General features: G+C 39.2%; 15 protein-coding genes. 4 read left to right on the top strand and 11 right to left on the bottom strand.

Going from position 1 to position 18,615, the window contains the following annotated elements; genetic code table 11:
- Positions 1-15: 15 nt before the first annotated feature.
- The 5 genes from AC1M9K_RS08240 to AC1M9K_RS08220 form a co-directional block, all read right to left on the bottom strand.
- The gene (locus tag AC1M9K_RS08240; RefSeq protein ID WP_035267132.1) at positions 16-876 is read right to left on the bottom strand and encodes an alpha/beta fold hydrolase; all 861 of its coding nucleotides are present in this window, start codon (positions 874-876) and stop codon (positions 16-18) included.
- Positions 877-1,137: 261 nt separating this feature from the next.
- Positions 1,138-2,430, bottom strand: coding sequence for an OprD family outer membrane porin (locus AC1M9K_RS08235; RefSeq protein ID WP_481589004.1), 1,293 nt, complete (start codon positions 2,428-2,430; stop codon positions 1,138-1,140).
- Between the two features lie 397 nt (positions 2,431-2,827).
- On the bottom strand, positions 2,828-3,847 hold the full coding sequence (gene dmpG / locus AC1M9K_RS08230) for a 4-hydroxy-2-oxovalerate aldolase (protein WP_481589003.1): 1,020 nt from the start codon (positions 3,845-3,847) through the stop codon (positions 2,828-2,830).
- A gap of 11 nt (positions 3,848-3,858) precedes the next feature.
- Complete coding sequence (locus tag AC1M9K_RS08225; RefSeq protein WP_035267137.1) at positions 3,859-4,755, bottom strand: acetaldehyde dehydrogenase (acetylating); 897 nt, start codon at positions 4,753-4,755, stop codon at positions 3,859-3,861.
- Between the two features lie 25 nt (positions 4,756-4,780).
- Positions 4,781-5,578: a 2-keto-4-pentenoate hydratase gene (locus tag AC1M9K_RS08220; RefSeq protein WP_481589002.1), complete on the bottom strand. Its 798-nt coding sequence runs from the start codon at positions 5,576-5,578 to the stop codon at positions 4,781-4,783.
- Positions 5,579-6,122: 544 nt separating this feature from the next.
- Between AC1M9K_RS08220 and AC1M9K_RS08215 the strand changes: the two genes are divergently transcribed.
- A complete protein-coding gene (locus AC1M9K_RS08215; protein ID WP_180028835.1) occupies positions 6,123-6,824 on the top strand; it encodes an SIMPL domain-containing protein in 702 nt (233 codons plus the stop codon).
- Between the two features lie 50 nt (positions 6,825-6,874).
- Here AC1M9K_RS08215 and AC1M9K_RS08210 read toward each other — a convergent pair whose 3' ends face one another.
- Positions 6,875-7,969, bottom strand: coding sequence for a fatty acid desaturase family protein (locus tag AC1M9K_RS08210; protein ID WP_035267144.1), 1,095 nt, complete (start codon positions 7,967-7,969; stop codon positions 6,875-6,877).
- Positions 7,970-7,981: 12 nt separating this feature from the next.
- A complete protein-coding gene (locus tag AC1M9K_RS08205; protein ID WP_180028834.1) occupies positions 7,982-9,052 on the bottom strand; it encodes a flavin reductase family protein in 1,071 nt (356 codons plus the stop codon).
- 139 nt (positions 9,053-9,191) lie between these two features.
- Here AC1M9K_RS08205 and fabR point away from each other — a divergent pair, with 139 nt between their 5' ends.
- A complete protein-coding gene (fabR, locus tag AC1M9K_RS08200) occupies positions 9,192-9,872 on the top strand; it encodes an HTH-type transcriptional repressor FabR (RefSeq protein WP_092767102.1) in 681 nt (226 codons plus the stop codon).
- 43 nt (positions 9,873-9,915) lie between these two features.
- On the opposite strand, the gene AC1M9K_RS08195 is transcribed toward fabR, so the two are convergent.
- Positions 9,916-11,622: an AMP-binding protein gene (locus tag AC1M9K_RS08195; protein WP_180028833.1), complete on the bottom strand. Its 1,707-nt coding sequence runs from the start codon at positions 11,620-11,622 to the stop codon at positions 9,916-9,918.
- Between the two features lie 318 nt (positions 11,623-11,940).
- Here AC1M9K_RS08195 and AC1M9K_RS08190 point away from each other — a divergent pair, with 318 nt between their 5' ends.
- Entirely contained in the window at positions 11,941-13,143 is a 1,203-nt protein-coding gene (locus AC1M9K_RS08190) for an iron-containing alcohol dehydrogenase (RefSeq protein WP_481589001.1), read from the top strand.
- A gap of 82 nt (positions 13,144-13,225) precedes the next feature.
- Positions 13,226-14,029, top strand: coding sequence for an enoyl-CoA hydratase-related protein (locus tag AC1M9K_RS08185; protein ID WP_481589000.1), 804 nt, complete (start codon positions 13,226-13,228; stop codon positions 14,027-14,029).
- Between the two features lie 29 nt (positions 14,030-14,058).
- Here the strand turns inward: AC1M9K_RS08185 and rapA are convergent, their stop codons facing one another.
- The 3 genes from rapA to AC1M9K_RS08170 form a co-directional block, all read right to left on the bottom strand.
- The gene (rapA, locus tag AC1M9K_RS08180; protein WP_481588999.1) at positions 14,059-16,896 is read right to left on the bottom strand and encodes an RNA polymerase-associated protein RapA; all 2,838 of its coding nucleotides are present in this window, start codon (positions 16,894-16,896) and stop codon (positions 14,059-14,061) included.
- A 202-nt stretch (positions 16,897-17,098) separates the two neighbouring features.
- Positions 17,099-17,743 (bottom strand): RluA family pseudouridine synthase, encoded by a 645-nt coding sequence (locus AC1M9K_RS08175; RefSeq protein ID WP_171260699.1) that lies wholly within the window; start codon positions 17,741-17,743, stop codon positions 17,099-17,101.
- A gap of 160 nt (positions 17,744-17,903) precedes the next feature.
- Entirely contained in the window at positions 17,904-18,614 is a 711-nt protein-coding gene (locus tag AC1M9K_RS08170) for a phosphopantetheine-binding protein (protein ID WP_481589048.1), read from the bottom strand.
- Position 18,615: the final 1 nt, after the last annotated feature.

The following is an 18,615-nucleotide window of genomic DNA, read 5'->3' as shown; positions in this document are numbered from 1 at the left end:
TTTTAGGTTCTTAAATTATTTAACACCATGAACTGCTAGATAATTTTTGATCACCGTATTAAATTCTTCTGCTTTTTCAACTTGTGACCAGTGACCGCACTGACTGAAAATATGTGCATCAGCATTAGGAACGATATTTAAAATGTCCCAAGTACGAGACACAGGAATCACCACATCTTGAGTACCATGAATCAATAATACAGGAACTGTAATATCTTTCATTTTTTCAAAGTCTAATGGGAACTCGAAACGATCACGGTCACGCGCACCCACAACATCCATTAAACGATCAGATGCGTAGTCATTCGCTGCAGAATCAAAACGTACTTTTACCAGCTCATCTGTAATTAAGTCTTTATTTACAACGAACATTGAAAGTGTCTTACGAATACCTTCTTCTGTTAAAACTGGGTTTGCATGCGCTTTTAGGGCTGCAGTTTGTTTTGCACCACCTGTACCCATTGAAACAATACCGAGTACACGCTCTGGATAATCAAGTGCCAATTGGAATGCTAACCAACCACCTAGCGAATTACCTACTAACCATGTTTTTTCAATACCAAGTGCATCAAGAGTACGAATTGCATGATCAACCCATGCACGGATACCGTATTGAGTTCCTGGTGCAACGACAGTTTGACCATAACCAATGGTATCAATTGCGATACAACGCGCTTGCTCACCAATTGCAGGTAAATTCAACCACCAGTTAGCAGCTGCTGATACACCAGTACCAGAACCATGAAGGAATAAAATAGGCGTGCCTTCACCAATTTCATGATAATGGGTTAACTCACCTTCAGCAGTTTCGATCCATTTATCTTCTAAACCAAAGAATGAATCCGTTTTATATTCTGGAATTTGAACAGTGCTCATCATAGTCCTCTAACTGTCTATAACTGATCATATATTTGTGAAACAATCATCAGTTGATGTTTACAAATGATAGTTTTACAGGCTTATATTAACTGCTCTGTACCTTTCAACTGATACAAATTTACGATTGCATCCATCTTTTTACCAATTAAATAAATTACTGTTTTTTCTTATTTTTTTAAAATCAATATTCACCCTCTGAATATGACTTGATAAGATCTCGATATGATCCTTGCTCATCATATCGAGATCAATTTCATTTTAGAATTTATAACTATAACTTAACGCCACACGATGCTCTTCTAAATCACTCAAGGTACCTGGAACATTGATGTTGTTATAATTAGTATCAATGAACATATAGTTGAAACCAAGACCTTTATACTTACCTTCTGGCACAACATAGTTCACGATGATGTTATTTTCATTCTCGCGACCTCGACCTGGTGTTGCCGTATCAATATTCCAACCTTGGAAATGACGTACAGTGGCAGATAATCCTGGTACACCCATTTCTTTAAAATTATAGGTATAACCTACACTCCAAGATTTCTCATCCTTACGGATAAAACTCGCGACTGACCAGTTATCTAAATAAGGTTGTGGCACCCAACCACCCAATGTTGGGAATAGTGTCGCTTTATCTCCATGCTCGCCAAACATCTCTTGATAACCCAATTGAACAGTATGCATACCATGATTGACTTTCGCCCCCATAGAAATTGCTTGGCTATCAATTTCACCAAAAAGTTTATCGCCAGTTTCACTGTTATCGAAGTAACGAATATGTGCATCTAAATTCGTTTTTTCATCAAGTTTAGTTTTATAGCTTGCAGCAACATAATGTTGCTTGAAGATGTCAGTTAAATCAGCGAACCAATAACTACCACCAATCTTTGATGTAAACTGGTGATCAACACCAACAATATACATTCCATCATCAGTTGTGAGACCTTGAGCTTCTGCCTTCGCAAAATCATTGTTTGGGAATAAGGTCAAATCTTGATACTGATTATCGTAACGCGAATTAATACCATCAATATAAGCTAAGGTTAATTTAGTATCCTGAATATCTTTCGACTCTAACCATGCACCACTATAAGTAGTTAATAATTGGCGTGATGGATCGAAGAAAATAACTGGTGACATCGGCAATAAATCACCTACTTTAAGTTCAGTTTCAGAAACTTTAACTTTTAAAGTCGCACCGAATTTAGCATTATCGCGTTCTGTACGACCTTGACTGTTATCATATGGCATATGAATGTCATTTACAGAATCACGCGATTTCAATCCAATTGCATATTGAGCCAAGAGATCTGCACCAACTTGAATGCCTGCACCAATATCGTGATAACCCGATTTAGCATCTAAAGTGATTGCTTGCGTCCAGTTACCATAATCTAGATTTGGTGCTGTATCGTAATTACGTTCTAAATAGAAATTTTTAAATTTAAGCTGAACATTTGAATCAGCCACAAAATTCGCGTGAGCAGCAGTTGTCCCTAGAGTTGTTGCAGCAATCATTGCTAGCCATAATTTTTGATGACGCATGGCTTCATCCTATACTCAAATCAGCGTTGATGAGCATATTGCTAAATTGTGCACTCTGAAGAAATCAGACTAGAGTCTAAAAAAAATTTAGACTTTTCCGATGAAAAACAATACTTTAAAAACTCTCATTGTTATAAACAATTAATAATAGCTCAGTAACTAAGCAAATTAACTTTTACTATGGATAATTTATTATATTTTAATATCTTACAAATTAACCCAGAAGCATTTTGCCATTTTATTTAATAGTTTTTAAGTTTAACACTCACGATACGCTCTACACCAAATCACTCAATATAAGCACCCAAACATCTCACGCAATTGTTTTTTTATATGTATCTTTTCTAAATTCATAAAAAAAGCACTCCTAAGAGTGCTCTTTCAAATCACTTTTAAATTATGCGTTAAGTTCTTTTGCTTTAGCCATAGTCAAAGCTAGATCTTCAATCATGTCTTCCTGACCACCAACAGTACCACGGCGACCAAGCTCCATTAAGATTTCACGCGCAGATACGCCATATTTCGCTTCAGCACGTTTAGCGAACAATAGGAATGAAGAGTAAACACCCGCATAACCTAAAGTAGCTGCATCACGGTCTGCACGAATTGGGTTGTGCATCATTGGAATCACAAGATCTTCAGCAACATCTTGTACTTTGAACAAGTCAACGCCTGTGTCCATACCCATACGATTTGCAACAGCGATGAACAATTCAAGTGGTGTGTTACCTGCACCCGCACCGAGACCTGCAGATGCCAAGTCAACACGTAGCGCGCCTGCTTCAACAGCAGCAACAGTATTTGATACACCCATACCTAAGTTGTGGTGACCGTGGAAACCCAACTCAATGCTTGGGTCCAAGTGTTGACGTAAGTGTCCAACGCGATCAATTACATCTTGAGGAAGCATGTAACCTGCTGAGTCAGTCACATAAATACAGTTTGCACCGTAAGACACCATCTTCTTCGCTTCTTCTAAAAGACGCTCTGGAGATGCCATGTGAGCCAACATTAAGAAGCCCACTGTGTCCATTTCTAATTTACGCGCAGCGGTGATGTGCTGTTCAGAACAGTCAGCTTCAGTACAGTGAGTTGCAACACGAATCGTTGATACACCGATTTCATGTGCCATTTTCAAGTGGTCAACCGTACCGATACCAGGAAGAAGAAGTGCAGAAACTTTTGCATTCTTCATACGCGGTACAACAGCAGACAAGTATTCTTCGTCAGTCGCAGCAGCAAAACCGTAGTTTACTGATGAACCACCAAGGCCGTCACCGTGAGTGACTTCAATTAATGGTACGCCTGCATCATCAAGTGCTGTTGAAATTGCAATCATTTGCTCAACAGTCGTTTGATGGCGCTGCGGATGCATACCATCACGTAAAGTCATATCATGAACAATAATCTTAGACATGCGGTTGCTCCTTAAGCTTCTTCTTTGTTGAATACGTGTTCAGCAAACATTTCTGCTGTACGAGCAGCTGCAGCTGTCATAATGTCGAGGTTACCTGCATATTTCGGCAAGAAATCACCCAAACCTTCTACTTCCAAGAAGATAGAAACACGGTTACCATCAAAAATTGGACCATTTACAAGTTTGTAACCTGGTACATATTTTTGCACTTCTTTAATCATCGCGTGAACTGATTCAGTGATCGCAGCTTGATCTGGCTCACCTTCAACAAGACAGTGTACTGTGTCACGCATCATAAGTGGTGGCTCAGCAGGGTTAATGATGATGATCGCTTTACCTTTTTTCGCACCACCAACTTTCTCAATAGCACCCGCAGTTGTACGTGTGAATTCGTCGATGTTTTTACGTGTACCAGGACCTACAGATTTTGTAGACACAGTCGCGATGATCTCACCATATTCAACAGGTTGAACACGTGAAACTGCTGCAACCATAGGAATTGTCGCCTGACCACCACACGTTACCATATTCACGTTAGGCACTTCACCTTCTGCAAGTAAAGCTTCTAAGTTCACAGGTGGAACACAGAAAGGACCAATTGCAGCAGGTGTTAAGTCAATCATCAGTACACCAAGTTCATTTAACTTGCGGCTGTTTTCAGCATGTACATATGCAGACGTTGCATCAAAAGCAATTTTAATATCATCTTCAATGACGTGAGGAAGAAGACCATCAACCCCTTCTGCAGTGGTTTTTAAACCCATTTTCGCAGCACGAGCAAGACCTTCAGAAGTAGGATCGATACCCACCATCCAAACTGGCTCTAACCATTCGCTACGTTGAAGTTTGTAAAGCAAATCAGTACCAATGTTACCTGGTCCGATCATTGCACATTTAATCTTTTTCATTAACGTACTCTCTCAAAATTCCGACTTATTCAGCAGCGAAAGCAGCAGTCACTGAACCAAAGCCTTCAATCTCAACTTTGAATTCATCACCTGGGTTTGCTACAACCATAGGGCCTAATGCACCTGTTAAAATAATGTCACCAGCTAACAATGGACGACCACGACGTACCATTTCATCAGCAAGCCAGACAGCTGCATTTAAAGGGTTTGCTAAGCAAGCCTTACCAACACCTTGAGACACAACTTCTTCACCACGTGTCATGATCATTTTACAATTCGCTAGATCAAGGTTATCGAGTTTTACAGGACGTGACCCCAATACAAATGCAGCTGAAGATGCATTATCTGCGACAGTGTCAATCAAACTGATCTTCCAGTTTTCAATTCGACTATCCACCACCTCAACAGCAGGAAGTGCATAATCAGTCGCGCTGATAATGTCAGCATAAGTGTGTTTTTCTTTCGTTAAATCTTGTTTGATCACCAAAGCGATTTCCGCTTCTACTTTAGGTTGGATCAATAGACCTGCAGGAATCGCCTCTCCATCACCATAAGCCATGTCTGCAAACAGCATACCGAAGTCAGGTTGATCTACACCGAGTTGTGCTTGAACCACTTTTGATGTCAAACCGATTTTACGCCCAACTAAACGACGACCTTCTGATAAGGCACGCGCTGTATTCACTTCTTGTACAGCGTAAGCGATATCTACATCAGCAGCTTCACCACCCAACGTTGGGCGAATTGGTGCGATTGCACTTTGTGATAATTCAGCAGTTCGTAACGCTTGTGCTACTGATTCAACTACAGCAGAATTAGACATCAAGACTTCCTTCAACTTCATTCGATGATCTATTTGACCTTAGGAAAATTGCTTGAAAACAACCTTCTGGGGGACAAATTCTTTTAGAGAGATACCTGCATCTCTGATGAGAGCTAGAATGGAAAAATCTTGACCTATATGCCAATACTTATTTTCTTTATGACAATAGTTTCAGACTATAAATAATTTATCAAATCAAGACACTATCTTATTGTTTTACATGTTTTTAAAATTTTATTATTTAAATATACAGAATGTTTAATCTATTTCTAATACTACTTATTAGACCATTGATAATAGAATTATCCATGAATTACAAATTATTAATGCACTAATCCAAAGACAAGTTATATTCTCTTATTGTTCAACTACAATTCAATTAAAATACATTTTAAAAGCCTTGTTAAGGCGACTTAAGTCGTAAAATCAGTGTTGAATATTACAATTGCTACTATCTCATCACCAAATAATCACATTTTCTCTCCATCAAAAAAGATTAGAATATTCTGTAGAATATTCATCAGGTGAAGATACAGAGATAACAATGAAATTATTAAAACTGCCACTATTGATCTTAGCTACCGGGATTAGCTTTTCGGTACTTGCTGACACAGAACCTAAAACTAATATTATTAATCTTCAAGCAGACGCTTCTAAACAAGTCTCTAATGATGAAATGCACGCCATTCTATTTATTGAAAAAAGTAATAAACAGCCTGCACAACTTTCAACACAAATGACCCAATTGATGAATCAGGCCATCAACATCAGTAAAAAATACCCCCAAGTTAAGGTCGAAACAGGTTCTCAGACCACTTACCCTGTCTATGACAACAACAATTCAACAAAACTGAAGGAATGGCGCGGCCGCGCTGAAGTGAATATTGAAAGCAAAGATTTTAAAGCAGCGAGCCAGTTAATTAGCGAGTTACAACAAGATTTTCAAACACAATCGATTAATTTCACTGTTTCCACTGAAAAACGAAAGCAGGTTGAAAATGAGTTATTGACAGAAGCCACGCAAAATTTCCAACAGCGCGCTCAGGTTCTCACTAAAGCTTGGAATCGTTCTAGTTATAACTTGGTTAACTTGAATATGAACACCAATAATTATTCACCAAGACCATTAGCCATGGCACGTGCCGCAATGGTTGTAGAGAGTGCACCCGCTGCAGACTCACAAAATATGGCTGCTGGAGAATCAACAATCACAGTCAATGCAAATGGATCAATTCAATTAAAATAGTTCGCTATTAAAGTTCAAAAAGCCACTCAATAAGTGGCTTTTTTTGTTTCTTACTTTTTAAATGGGAAGGCATATTTCACAATACGTCCCAAAACCTGACCATATTGTTTAAATAAACTCGCATTATTGTAATTCAAGCCGTATTTTTCACACACCGCTTTCACTTTAGGCCCCATTTGACGGTAACGTCGAGCAGGAATATCTGGATAAAGATGATGCTCAATCTGATGACTCAAATGCCCCGTCAAAATATGGAATCCTTCAGAACCTGTCAGGTTAGAAGACCCACGAATTTGACGCATATACCAATGGCCACGGCTTTCATTTTCTAAAACTGACTTCGGAAAAACTTCCACATCTTTGGTGAAGTGACCGCAGAAAATGATACTGAATGTCCAAATATTACGAATACCATTAGCGACTAAATTACCTGTGAAAACGGGTAATGCTGCAGGACCTGCAATGAGTGGGAAGAAAACATAATCTTTAAATAACTGTTTCCCCATTTTCTTTTTCATCGGGTTCAAACGTTGTTGAAATTCTTCTTTGGTCATGCGCCCTTTTAAGCGCTTACCAATTTCTAAGTTCTGAATCGCTACACCCCACTGGAATAACAAACAGAATGGAATACTGTAAAGTGGTTGTAATAAATATCCTTTTTTCCAGCGTTGCTCTGGGAACAAACGAAGAATTCCATAACCAATATCATCATCCATACCTTTAATATTGGTATAGGTATGGTGTTTGTAGTTGTGGGTTTGGCGCCAATCATCAGATGTGCCGACGATATCCCATTCGTAAGTTGTCCCTTTAAATTTAGGGTCGTTCATCCAATCATATTGACCATGCATCACATTATGGCCCAACTCCATGTTTTCCATGATTTTGGCAAAACCAAGCAAGCCTGTGCCTAAAAGCCATGCTGGAGGAAACCAGCCAGCAAATAAGCATGCACGTCCAAGGATTGAACTGTAGCGAATCGCTGCATACACTCGCTTAATATACTTTTCGTCTTTTTCACCTAAATCATCAAGAACTTCCTGCTTAATTGCATCAAGTTCACGTGCGAGTTCATCAAGTTGTGCATCAGTGAGTTCACGATTTTTTGGGTTTTTGAAATATTGTGCTTGAACTGGCATATTCATGATTATTCTCGCTTATAGGTCGATAGTGAGATCAGACTGAGCTGAATTGATACAGATTTTGAGCAGATTTCCAGGCTCAGTATTTTCTGCACCATTGACGAGGTTTTTAGTTGCACCTTGCGCTTTATGGCATGCACATTTATTACATACCCCCATGCGGCAACCGTGCTGTGGGCGAATATTTTGTTGCTCTAAACTTGCAAGTATTGATTGTCCCTTTGGAATCGTGACGACCTTATTTGATTTCGTAAGTGTGACCTGAACAAAACCAGTTTCATCACTAATGAATGGTTCAACACTGAATGCTTCACCTTTAAATTTATGAACACGAGTATCAGTTAGTTGTTCAGCAACTTGCACAAATCCTGCTGGACCACATGCATAAACCGTATATTGATCTAAGGATTCGATAGCAGTTAAATGAGAATCTTCTAAACGGGAATCAGCCACTTCATCTTGAGTGGTAAAAAATTCAACATTAAAATTTGAGTGTTGATTCGCCAAAGCAATCAACTCTGTTTGAAATGCTAAATCTTCTGTTTTTTTTGCCCAGTACATCAATTTAACTGGCTGAACTAATTTTTTTTCTTGCTGCAATAATGCCTTGATCAAGCTGTACATTGGAGTAATACCACTCCCTGCGGCCAGCATTAATAGAGGTGTATTTACACTTCCAAGTGTCATATCTCCATAGGGTGCACCAAACTCAACAATATCGCCTACCTCAGCAATATCGTTAATCCAAGAACTGACTACACCCTGATCGACTTTCTTAGCAGTCAATAATACATGTTGAGTGTCGATTTTGGTCAAACTATAGGTACGTTCAAAACAACGACCTCGTGTCGTGACAATAACTGGATGATGTTGCCCTGCTTCACCAAACTGAAATTTTCGATTAACCGCAATTTTTAAGCTGACCGTATCATTTGCAACTTGTGTACGTTCAACAATTTTGCCTAATGATTGATTCACCGACCAAATTGGATCGATCTTTTGCAACCAAAAATTGGCAGCATTCGGATCAAATACAGCATTTACTGCGGATCTAATCAAATTTTTAGGTTGCTTAACTGCTTGCATTATGGGCTCATCACAGTGGGTTTAGAATTATTATACACATGTATATATATTTGTATAGACACTTGTATATCATCTATTGATTTCCATATCCTGACACAGAGCGATATAATGCAACTCTAACTGTAAACTTCTGATATTTATGAGCAGCTCTACGATTACTCTTTCTCCTCTACATGCCAGTGAATCCGCATCCATTTTGGAGCATCCAACTGCACGTACAGTCGGAAGAAAAGCCACAATCACGAAAGAAGAATTATTCCAAGCTGCTCTCAACCTTATCGGACCTCAAAAAAGCATCGCATCTTTAAGCTTGCGCGAAGTTGCCCGTGAAGCAGGAATTGCGCCAAACAGTTTTTATAGACATTTTAAAGATATCGACGAACTTGCCATTGAATTGATTGATCGCTCAGGTATTGTTTTACGTCAAATCTTGCATCAAGCTCGCTTAAAAGCAGTTCGCAATTCAAGTATTGTGCGTAGTTCAGTTGAAGTATTTATTGAACAGTTAGATGCTGACGAAGGTAATCTGAGCCTGTTGTTACGTGAAGGTTATACTGGTTCTGCCTCTTATAAAGAGGCGGTTGAAAAACAGCTCAATTACTTTCAGCAAGAACTCATGGATGATCTTGTTCGTCTCGAGCAAAATAACTCTCATAAAATCAAGCATCCAGAATTGGCTGCAAAAGCGATTACTCAATTGGTATTCACTATGGGTGCTAAATTAATCAACATGCCACACGATGAAAGAAAAGTTGTAGCTGAACAAACGATGACGATGATCCGAATGATTTTAGAAGGCGCACGTCATCTGAAAGAATAAATACTGAGTGTAAAAAAAGCCCTTCAGTTGAAGGGCTTTTTTATTACTTTTCCCAAATAACTTCTTTATTTTGAGCAACCCAAGTTGGAATAAGGGCTTCGTACTTCGCCTCAATTTTATTACGCTTAATCTTCATAGTCGGCGTCAACATATCGTTATCCATCGTCCACAAATCCATAATGACCACAAAGAATGCAATTTTTTCATGTGGCTCAAGCTTTTCATTAATTTCATTCTTCAACTCAATTAATTTTGCTTCGATATCATCACGTTTATTATCTTGTTGCAATTTATTGCGAATTTCTTCTGCCAACATCACAAAGGCGATCGGCTGTTTATGGCTTGCACCACCAACACAGACAGATTCAATCATTTGGTTATTACCAATCTTTTGTTCAATTGGTACAGGCATCACATACTTACCTTTCTGAGTTTTAAAGATGTCCTTTACACGTCCAGTAATTTTTAGACGGCCAGTCGCATCAATTTCACCCATGTCTCCTGTTCTTAAATAACCATCCTCAGTCAAATCTTCAGCTGTTTTTTCTGGGTTCTTGTAATAACCCAACATTGTTCCTGGGCTTCTGACTAAAATCTCACCATTCTCATCAATCTTGCAGTCTACTCGTGCTTGAACATGTCCGACATATCCACTCATATATTCACCCATACGTGTGATATGCGAGTATCCACAGTTTTCTGTCATTCCATAAACTTCAAGCAACTCTAAGCCCAAATTACGATACCATTTAATAATATCGACGGGTAAAGGTGCAGAACCCGTTAAAGCATAACGAACATGATTCAAACCCAATTTTGCCAAGAGTTTTTGCTTAATCTTATTGCCCAAGAATGGGATTTTAAACAACACGTTTTGTACATTAAGTGGAATTTTTTCATTAATCCCCAAATAAAATTTAGTCCATAAACGTGGCACAGAAAAGAAGATCGTTGGTTTTGCACGATTAAGATCTTCAATAAATGTATCTAATGAATTGGCAAAATAAACGGTAAAACCACAAATCATCACCGATGATTGAATAAATACACGCTCTGCAACATGAGCTAGCGGCAAATAAGATAAAGCACGATCTTTTTCTGAAACACCAAACGTAGATTTCAGCTCACTCGCAGGTGAGAGTAAGGTCTTATAACTTTGCATAACGCCCTTAGGTAGACCTGTACTGCCCGAGGTATAAATAATGGTCGCAAGCTCATCCTCGTTTGGAAAATAAGGCTCACTGGTTGGTGCTGTTTTTGCAGTGATTTCATCCCATGTCGGCGCATTATAGTCAGGCGCCAATGGCAATTTAATACAATGCATATCTTGCGGGATGATTTGTTTTACATCGTTCCAACTATCTCCAATGCCATCCAACTTACCGATAAACAGAGCCTTAGTTTCACTATGATCTAGAACATATTTGGTGCCTTCACCATTGAGAGTCGTATATAAGGGAACCGACACGTGCCCTGCCATCCAAATGGCAAGATCTGCCATGATCCAGTGCGCACTATTTTTACCAAAAATTGCAATCTGTGAGCGGCCTGGCAAATTCAGAGATTGTAAATAAGCAGCCATTTTTTTGACTTGACTGGCCACTTCTCCCCAGGTGTATTTAATCACCTGACCATTTGGTAAAGGCTGAACCAAGAAATCTTGGTCTGGCGATTTATTTTCCCAATACATTAAGTAGTGAATATGAGTTGGTAAAAACTCAAATTGGTTGTTGTGCTGATTTACTTCCATGTGAAATGACTCCCAATAACGCATCATTGTTGTTATGTAATGACTCATAACCGAAAGCTGATTTAATCGTTTTAAACTCGTCCTGAGTTCCTGATTGCCGAGTAAAAACTACAGCTTTACGATTTAAATTTTCGAATTATTTTCTATTTTCTATCATGAATTCTGATCAAAATCCAACCATTATTTTGCTCAGTTTAATTGCGCTATATTTTTGATAAAATTGTAATTTAAGACCAATGTGTTGATGATTATCGCCAATGTACTTGGACAATGATTATCCTATAACTAAATCAAACTCATGGATAGAGATTGATCATTATGGCTCAGATTGCCACTATTTTACGTGCAAAAACTCAACTCATGGCTGTCAAAGCCCTCACCCTTGCAATTCCAGTATCACATCCTCTCGTATTTGCGGGTGAAGATTCATCAATGCAATTGTGTGGCAATATTGCTCAGCTCGGCATGAAAAAAGTGATGATTGTGACTGATGCAGTATTAGTCAAATTAGGTGTCATACAACCCATTCAAGATCAATTACAGCACAATGGGATTGAAGTTGTTATTTTCTCTGATGTAAAACCTGATCCAACTTGTGAAATTGTCGAAAAATCTCTAGCACTGTTTAAAAATACCGGATGCGATAGCGTATTGGGTATAGGGGGTGGTTCGACGATTGATACAGCAAAAGTATTAGCACTCGCAGCCGCAAACCATAAATCGCCTAAACAACTTTTTGGAATTTTAAAAAGCCGTAAACCTGCATATCCATTGTTCGTGATTCCAACCACCGCAGGTACAGGTTCTGAAGTTACCATTGCCGCAGTTATTTCAGACAGTGAAACTCATATTAAAGGCTTAGTTATTGATCCCAAAGTCGTTCCATTAGCAACTGCTTTAGATCCCGTCATCATGAAAGGCATGCCACCTGCTATCACTGCTGACACTGGTATTGATGCCCTTACTCATGCAATTGAATCGTGGGTAAGCGGATTCGCCAACAAACAATCAGATTATTACGCCAGTGCAGCCATGAAATTGATCATGGAAAATTTAAAAACTGCATTTGAAGATGGTCAGAATATTGCAGCACGTGAAGCAATGGCGCTCGGTTCTCATTATGCTGGTTTGGCAATGAATAGTGCTGGAATTGGCTATGTACATGCTTTGGCGCATCAATTAGGGACTCAATATCAAATCCCACACGGACGCGCTAATGCCATTATCTTGCCTCATGTTCTAGAATTTAATCGTAAAGCATCAGAAAAACGCTTAGCACTAGCAGCGAAGAAAATTGGTTTAAGCTCGTCACACACTTCGGATGAACAAGCCGCAAATATATTCATTCAAAGCGTAAAGCAATTACTCAAAGATTTGAAAATCAATACTGAGATTCCGAATTTAAAAAAGCAAGATTTCCCTGAGATGATTAAATCTGCTTTTACTGAAGCCCATGGAATTTATGCCGTACCAAAATACATGAATTATTCAGATGCTGAGCAAATTTTAAATCGACTTTAATGCCAATAATAAGGCACGAATAAAAGCTCAGTATACCATTGTGTCTACTGAGCTTTTTTAATTTGCGACAAGGAATGCCGCCATGTTAAAAAATTTAGATTCACTAAACCCTTTTATTCATGTCACGATTGAGAATAGAATCCTGACCATCAAAATTGATCACCCCGAGCAAAAAAATGCTTTAACTGGGGAAATGTACAATGACATTGCAAAAATATTGGATGCGGCAGATCAATCTCAACAAGTGAATGTTGTGATTTTACAGGGTAACGAACAGGATTTTACCGCAGGAAATGATCTGAAAGATTTTATGTCTGCCGCTCAAAAATATGTTGGTTTAGCCGCTGATGCTACACCACCCTTTGTCTTCCTAAAAGCGATCGCAAGATTTTCTAAACCTATTATTGCTGCGGTACGTGGCTGCACTATAGGCGTTGGCGTCACTATGCTATTTCACTGTGACATGGTATACGCCCACCCCGATACAGAATTTCAAATTCCATTTGTAAGTTTGGGATTATCTGTAGAGGGTGGCACCAGCCTTCTTTTCACTGAGTTGGCTGGTTATCATATGGCTGCCGAATTATTGCTCACAGGTCGAAAATTTTCAGCGGAAGAAGCGCTAAAATGTCGAATCATCAATCAGATTTGCGAGCAACCTGAACAATTAGCTTTGCAGCGAGCTCAACAGATGAGTCAACTGCCAATGACCACGCTAAAAATTATTAAAAAACAAATTCGACCCGAGCAAGATCAAATTCTGAATTGTATTGTTCAGGAAGCTGAGGTTGTTGCAGAACGTTTAACATCACCTGAAATGATTGAAGCCGTGATGGCTTTCTTACAAAAAAGAAAACCTGACTTCAATCAATTTCTGCAGTCCTAAAAAAAGCACCCTAGGGTGCTTTTTTTATTTTATGGCTTTACCACCACCAAGACTCGAATCGCTTCAGGCGTTACAGCTAAACCTTCTAAAAGGCTTAAGCCTTCTTTTTGAAGCTTCTGCAAACGTGCAATTTCATCTTCGCGAATACTTGGGTTAAATTGTTTCAAATAACTTAAACGATCAATTTCATATTGCCATTTATTGCTATAGATTTCTTTCGCTTGCTGTTTTAATTCAGGCAAAGCACCTTTTGCAATGTCTAAAGCTTGTGCATAACGTTGTTCAACGACATCACGACGTGCTTTCACCACTTGGCGACAACTATTACCGTCAAGATGATGTAAGTATGGTTTCAAAATATCTGGTGCAATTTTAGCTGATAAATCTTGGCCCTTTTCACTTAATAACACACGAATCAATTGTGTTGGTAAACTCGCTGGCAAGTTCAATGCTTTCGGTGCAATCACATCCACTTTGAACCACACCTCAACTAAAACTGAACCTTGTGGTAAAGCTGCAGACTTCAATAACGCCACATTGGTACTACCAAACGATTGCGTATTGATCATTTCCATGACACTTTCAGTGAAAGGATGCTCAAGCGTTATGTATTGCGCATCTTCACGGATCTGAGCCTGATCACGATAGAACGTCACGGTCATGCCATCCTCATCCAAAGTCAGACCTTGGACTTGCATTTGATCCGTAGGCTTAATAATCACCGTGCCATTACTTTGCTCATCAAAATCAATATTGGTTGACGCCATGAAGCGTTTCATAAACATTGGCAAAGTCGTATTGTCATCATACTCTTCAAGCGCTTGCACAATTTCTTGCGCAACCATTGGGCGACAAGAATTGTATTCCAATAAACGATCACGTCCAGCTTGTAGCTCTTGCTCTAAAGCTTCACGTTGCACACTTACGGCTTCAAGCAAATCTTCAAAGGCTTGACCTTTATCAGCCAACAAGCAATCTTTAAGATCAATAATAAAGTTTTCTTGTAAGGTTTGCGCGGTCGGAGAAATATTGCTGAAAATATTTAATGCTTCATTGTACCAACGGAACATACGCTCTTGTGCAGTGCCCACTAAATATGGCACATGAATCTGAATACGGTTTTCTTGACCAATACGATCCAGTCGACCGATACGCTGTTCAAGCACATCAGGGTTTGCTGGCAAATCAAATAGGATTAAATCTGAAGCAAACTGGAAGTTACGACCTTCTGAACCAATTTCTGAACACAATAAAATCTGAGCACCATAGGAATCTTCTGCAAAATAAGCAGCTGCTTGGTCACGCTCTAATAGACTCATGCCTTCATGGAACATTGCTGTACGAATCCCTGCATGGATACGTAATGCATTTTCTAAAGCTTCAACTACAGGCCCACTACGCGCAATGAGTAAGACTTTTTTATGCTTTAACTGAGTACGGAGCATTTCCATAATCCACGTTACACGCGGATCAGTTTCCATCCAAGCACCGTCCAATTGCGCTTCTTCTGGCCACATTTGTTCACGAAGTTTACCATCCATCGACCATCCTTCTGGCGCAGGTAATGGTGCAGGCTGACAATCGCGACCAGGGAAGCCTTGTATCGCTTCACGTGTATTACGGAATAGTACACGTCCTGTACCGTGACGATCTAACAATTCATGAATTGCACGGAAACGCTGTTCTGGATCATCTTCAATCTTGTGACCTAGTAACTGCTCAATTGCTTGGAAATGATCAGTTTCAAGGGGTTGATCCGACATCAGCACTTCTGCAATTTGAGCAGTTTGCTGATATTTTTCTTCTTCATCTAAGAAACGATCAAGTGAACTGAAACGTTGCGGATCGAGCAAACGTAAACGAGCAAAATGGGACTCGACCCCTAACTGTTCAGGCGTTGCAGTCAGTAAAAGTACCCCTGCTGTTTTTTCAGCAAATTCTTCAACAAGGTCATAGCGGTCATTACCACCTTCTTCTTCTGACCACATCAAGTGATGTGCTTCATCCACCACAAGCAAATCAAAACCAGCTTCGAGCGCTTGCTCACGTAAATCTTCATGGTCGATCATAAGATCAACAGACGCAATGATGCACTGTTCAGTTAAGAACGGATTCAATTCTGGATCATGTTCTTTGATCGAAGCAGTACGCGTTAAATCAAATAGGGAGAAATTCAAATTGAAACGGCGACGCATTTCAATCATCCACTGATATTGCAGCGAATCAGGCACTAAAACGAGGATGCGTTCAGAACGTCCTGTTTTCAGTTGCTGGTGTATGATTAAACCTGCTTCAATGGTTTTACCTAGACCAACTTCATCCGCCAATAAGACACGTGGGGCAAAGCGCTTACCTACTTCATGCGCGATATAAAATTGGTGAGGAATCAATCCAACACGAGCACCCACCATGCCACGTAATGGACTATTTTGCATATTAGCTTGCATTTGTAATGCTTCAATACGCAGGTCATACCATTCTTTATAATCAATTTGGCTTGCCAATAAACGATCAAGTGGTTTAGACAATTGAATCGTCGCGCCAACACGAGTTTCATTTAATGATTTGCGTTCATCAGTACCATCTTGTAACTGACGAATGACGTTGTAACGAATAACGCCACCACGCTCTTCTAATGATTCGACTTTCCAGACGATGCCCTCTTGGTCTTGAAGCTCATCATTCACATTGAACACAATTCGAGATAAAGGTGCGTTACTACGTGCATAGACACGGGTTTCGTCACTTTTAGGAAAAAGGATACTAATTGATCGTTCATTTACATCAATCAAAACCCCTAAACCTAACTCTGTCTCTGTGTCTGATAACCAACGTTGACCAATAGCAAACTGCTGCAATTTTTCCACCTTATCTCAAGTTAGGACTGAAAACTTATGCTCAAACAGGAGATGATTTGAGCAAAATTTAACGTCTATAAGCAATATATTTTGACATAAAGCCCACCAAAAAGTGAGCAATATTTAGCACCGATCTATTTAATTGATCATAACCAAGATTTCATTATGATCAGATCATAAAATATTCGTATGCTGATTTAAAAATGTGTATTTAGAACGGCACTGGACAATGAAAGTTCAGTCGTTCACCGGTAACAGGATGATTGAAACTTAACTGCTCTGCATGCAAACAGAGTCGATCTTTCAAAGCTTGTTGCGCTGGTGTTGCATACAAAGTATCCCCTACGATGGGATGCCCTAAATGCTGCATATGAACGCGAAGTTGATGTGCTCGACCTGTGATTGGCGTTAATATTACGCGTGTCACCCACTGATCTTGAATTTGAAATTGTTCAACTGCTTCCCAATGCGTTAACGCTGCTTTATTGTGATGCGCATCTACGATATGCAATGGCGGACGCGATGGGTCGTAAATCACGGGAATATCTACAGTTCCTTGACCTTTTACACATCCCACGACTAGTGCTTGATAAGTTTTATCCGTTTCACGTTCTTGAAATTGGCGCGAGATCGATTTTTGACCTGTTTTACTGAGTCCAAACACCAATAAGCCTGATGTATCACGATCTAAACGATGAATCAGAAGCGTACGTGGTTCTTCTTGAAGAAGACGATTGATAACGCAATCTTGAAGATCAGGCGTTTTGCCCGGAACAGAAAGTAATCCAGCTGGTTTGTGAATCACCATAAAATCTTGATCACGATGAATGAGATGTTCCTGAAGAAAATGACTCAAATTTCTATTCCTAGCAGATCGTGAAAACAAGGCGGCAATAATAGAAAGCTTAGCGATAAATTACAATCTTGAAATGGACAAACAGTGATGATTTTTCCGATATCTGATAGAAATTAAATCAATCTAACGATTCAAATGAATTAAGTTTTATTTTTGACATCTAGCAGTCTTTTCTCAGGATAGGAAGCAATTGAGAAAGTGTGCAATTTTGCACAAATGATTCAAAATCTATATGTGCGCCATTGGCTCTCCACAAGCCAATCAAACTCACCATTGCGACTGAATCTAAGCCATAGTTCCGTAAATCTTGAAATGGATCAATTTCTAAAATATCGAATTCGAGGTATTCAGCAATAGACAGTAATATGCCCTTTTCAGAAAGAATAAACGAAGTCGGCGCACTCAATTCCAGCATTCGAATCATGGCAGAGGTGTTCATATGATGAATACCTTGTTCTACATAGTTCTCAATCCACTGTAAATGTTGGCTCTTCGTTTCTAGATGAACAGCATCGTTCACCACACAAATTTGAGGAGTAATCGAAATGATATGCTGTAAAAGTTGTTTTATAGGTGAATTGATCATGCCAGAGACAATGAGTTGTTTCTTTTCTGCGAGTAATTCACCCAACTGCGCTACTTTAGAAAATGATTGCTGCTCTTCAATTTCAATCACTTCAATATCTAAAGCCTGCGCTTTTTTAATTAACCAATTTAAATGAATTAATAATTCTTGATGTTGGTCATTGCTATATTCAGTTAAACCTTGAAATCCAAAAACCACCAAGACGCATTGTTCAGCTTCAATGGACCACTTTGCCAAACTCGCGCTGAGTTCAATTTTTTTGGGTGGTGTATAAAAATATGACATT

It is taken from the genome of Acinetobacter sp. 24-47-67 (assembly GCF_056779735.1).
The sequence above is the reverse complement of the archived record's forward strand: the minus strand, read 5'-3'. Positions and strand labels throughout refer to the sequence as shown.

Bases quoted from the DNA above. Each gene is read 5' to 3' on its own strand.
- AC1M9K_RS08240 (WP_035267132.1), bottom strand. From the start codon at position 876: ATGAGCACTGTTCAAATTCCAGAATATAAAACGGATTCATTCTTTGGT.
- AC1M9K_RS08235 (WP_481589004.1), bottom strand. From the start codon at position 2,430: ATGCGTCATCAAAAATTATGGCTAGCAATGATTGCTGCAACAACTCTA.
- dmpG (WP_481589003.1), bottom strand. From the start codon at position 3,847: ATGTCTAAGATTATTGTTCATGATATGACTTTACGTGATGGTATGCAT.
- AC1M9K_RS08225 (WP_035267137.1), bottom strand. From the start codon at position 4,755: ATGAAAAAGATTAAATGTGCAATGATCGGACCAGGTAACATTGGTACT.
- AC1M9K_RS08220 (WP_481589002.1), bottom strand. From the start codon at position 5,578: ATGTCTAATTCTGCTGTAGTTGAATCAGTAGCACAAGCGTTACGAACT.
- AC1M9K_RS08215 (WP_180028835.1), top strand. From the start codon at position 6,123: ATGAAATTATTAAAACTGCCACTATTGATCTTAGCTACCGGGATTAGC.
- AC1M9K_RS08210 (WP_035267144.1), bottom strand. From the start codon at position 7,969: ATGAATATGCCAGTTCAAGCACAATATTTCAAAAACCCAAAAAATCGT.
- AC1M9K_RS08205 (WP_180028834.1), bottom strand. From the start codon at position 9,052: ATGCAAGCAGTTAAGCAACCTAAAAATTTGATTAGATCCGCAGTAAAT.
- fabR (WP_092767102.1), top strand. From the start codon at position 9,192: ATGAGCAGCTCTACGATTACTCTTTCTCCTCTACATGCCAGTGAATCC.
- AC1M9K_RS08195 (WP_180028833.1), bottom strand. From the start codon at position 11,622: ATGGAAGTAAATCAGCACAACAACCAATTTGAGTTTTTACCAACTCAT.
- AC1M9K_RS08190 (WP_481589001.1), top strand. From the start codon at position 11,941: ATGGCTCAGATTGCCACTATTTTACGTGCAAAAACTCAACTCATGGCT.
- AC1M9K_RS08185 (WP_481589000.1), top strand. From the start codon at position 13,226: ATGTTAAAAAATTTAGATTCACTAAACCCTTTTATTCATGTCACGATT.
- AC1M9K_RS08170 (WP_481589048.1), bottom strand. From the start codon at position 18,614: ATGTCATATTTTTATACACCACCCAAAAAAATTGAACTCAGCGCGAGT.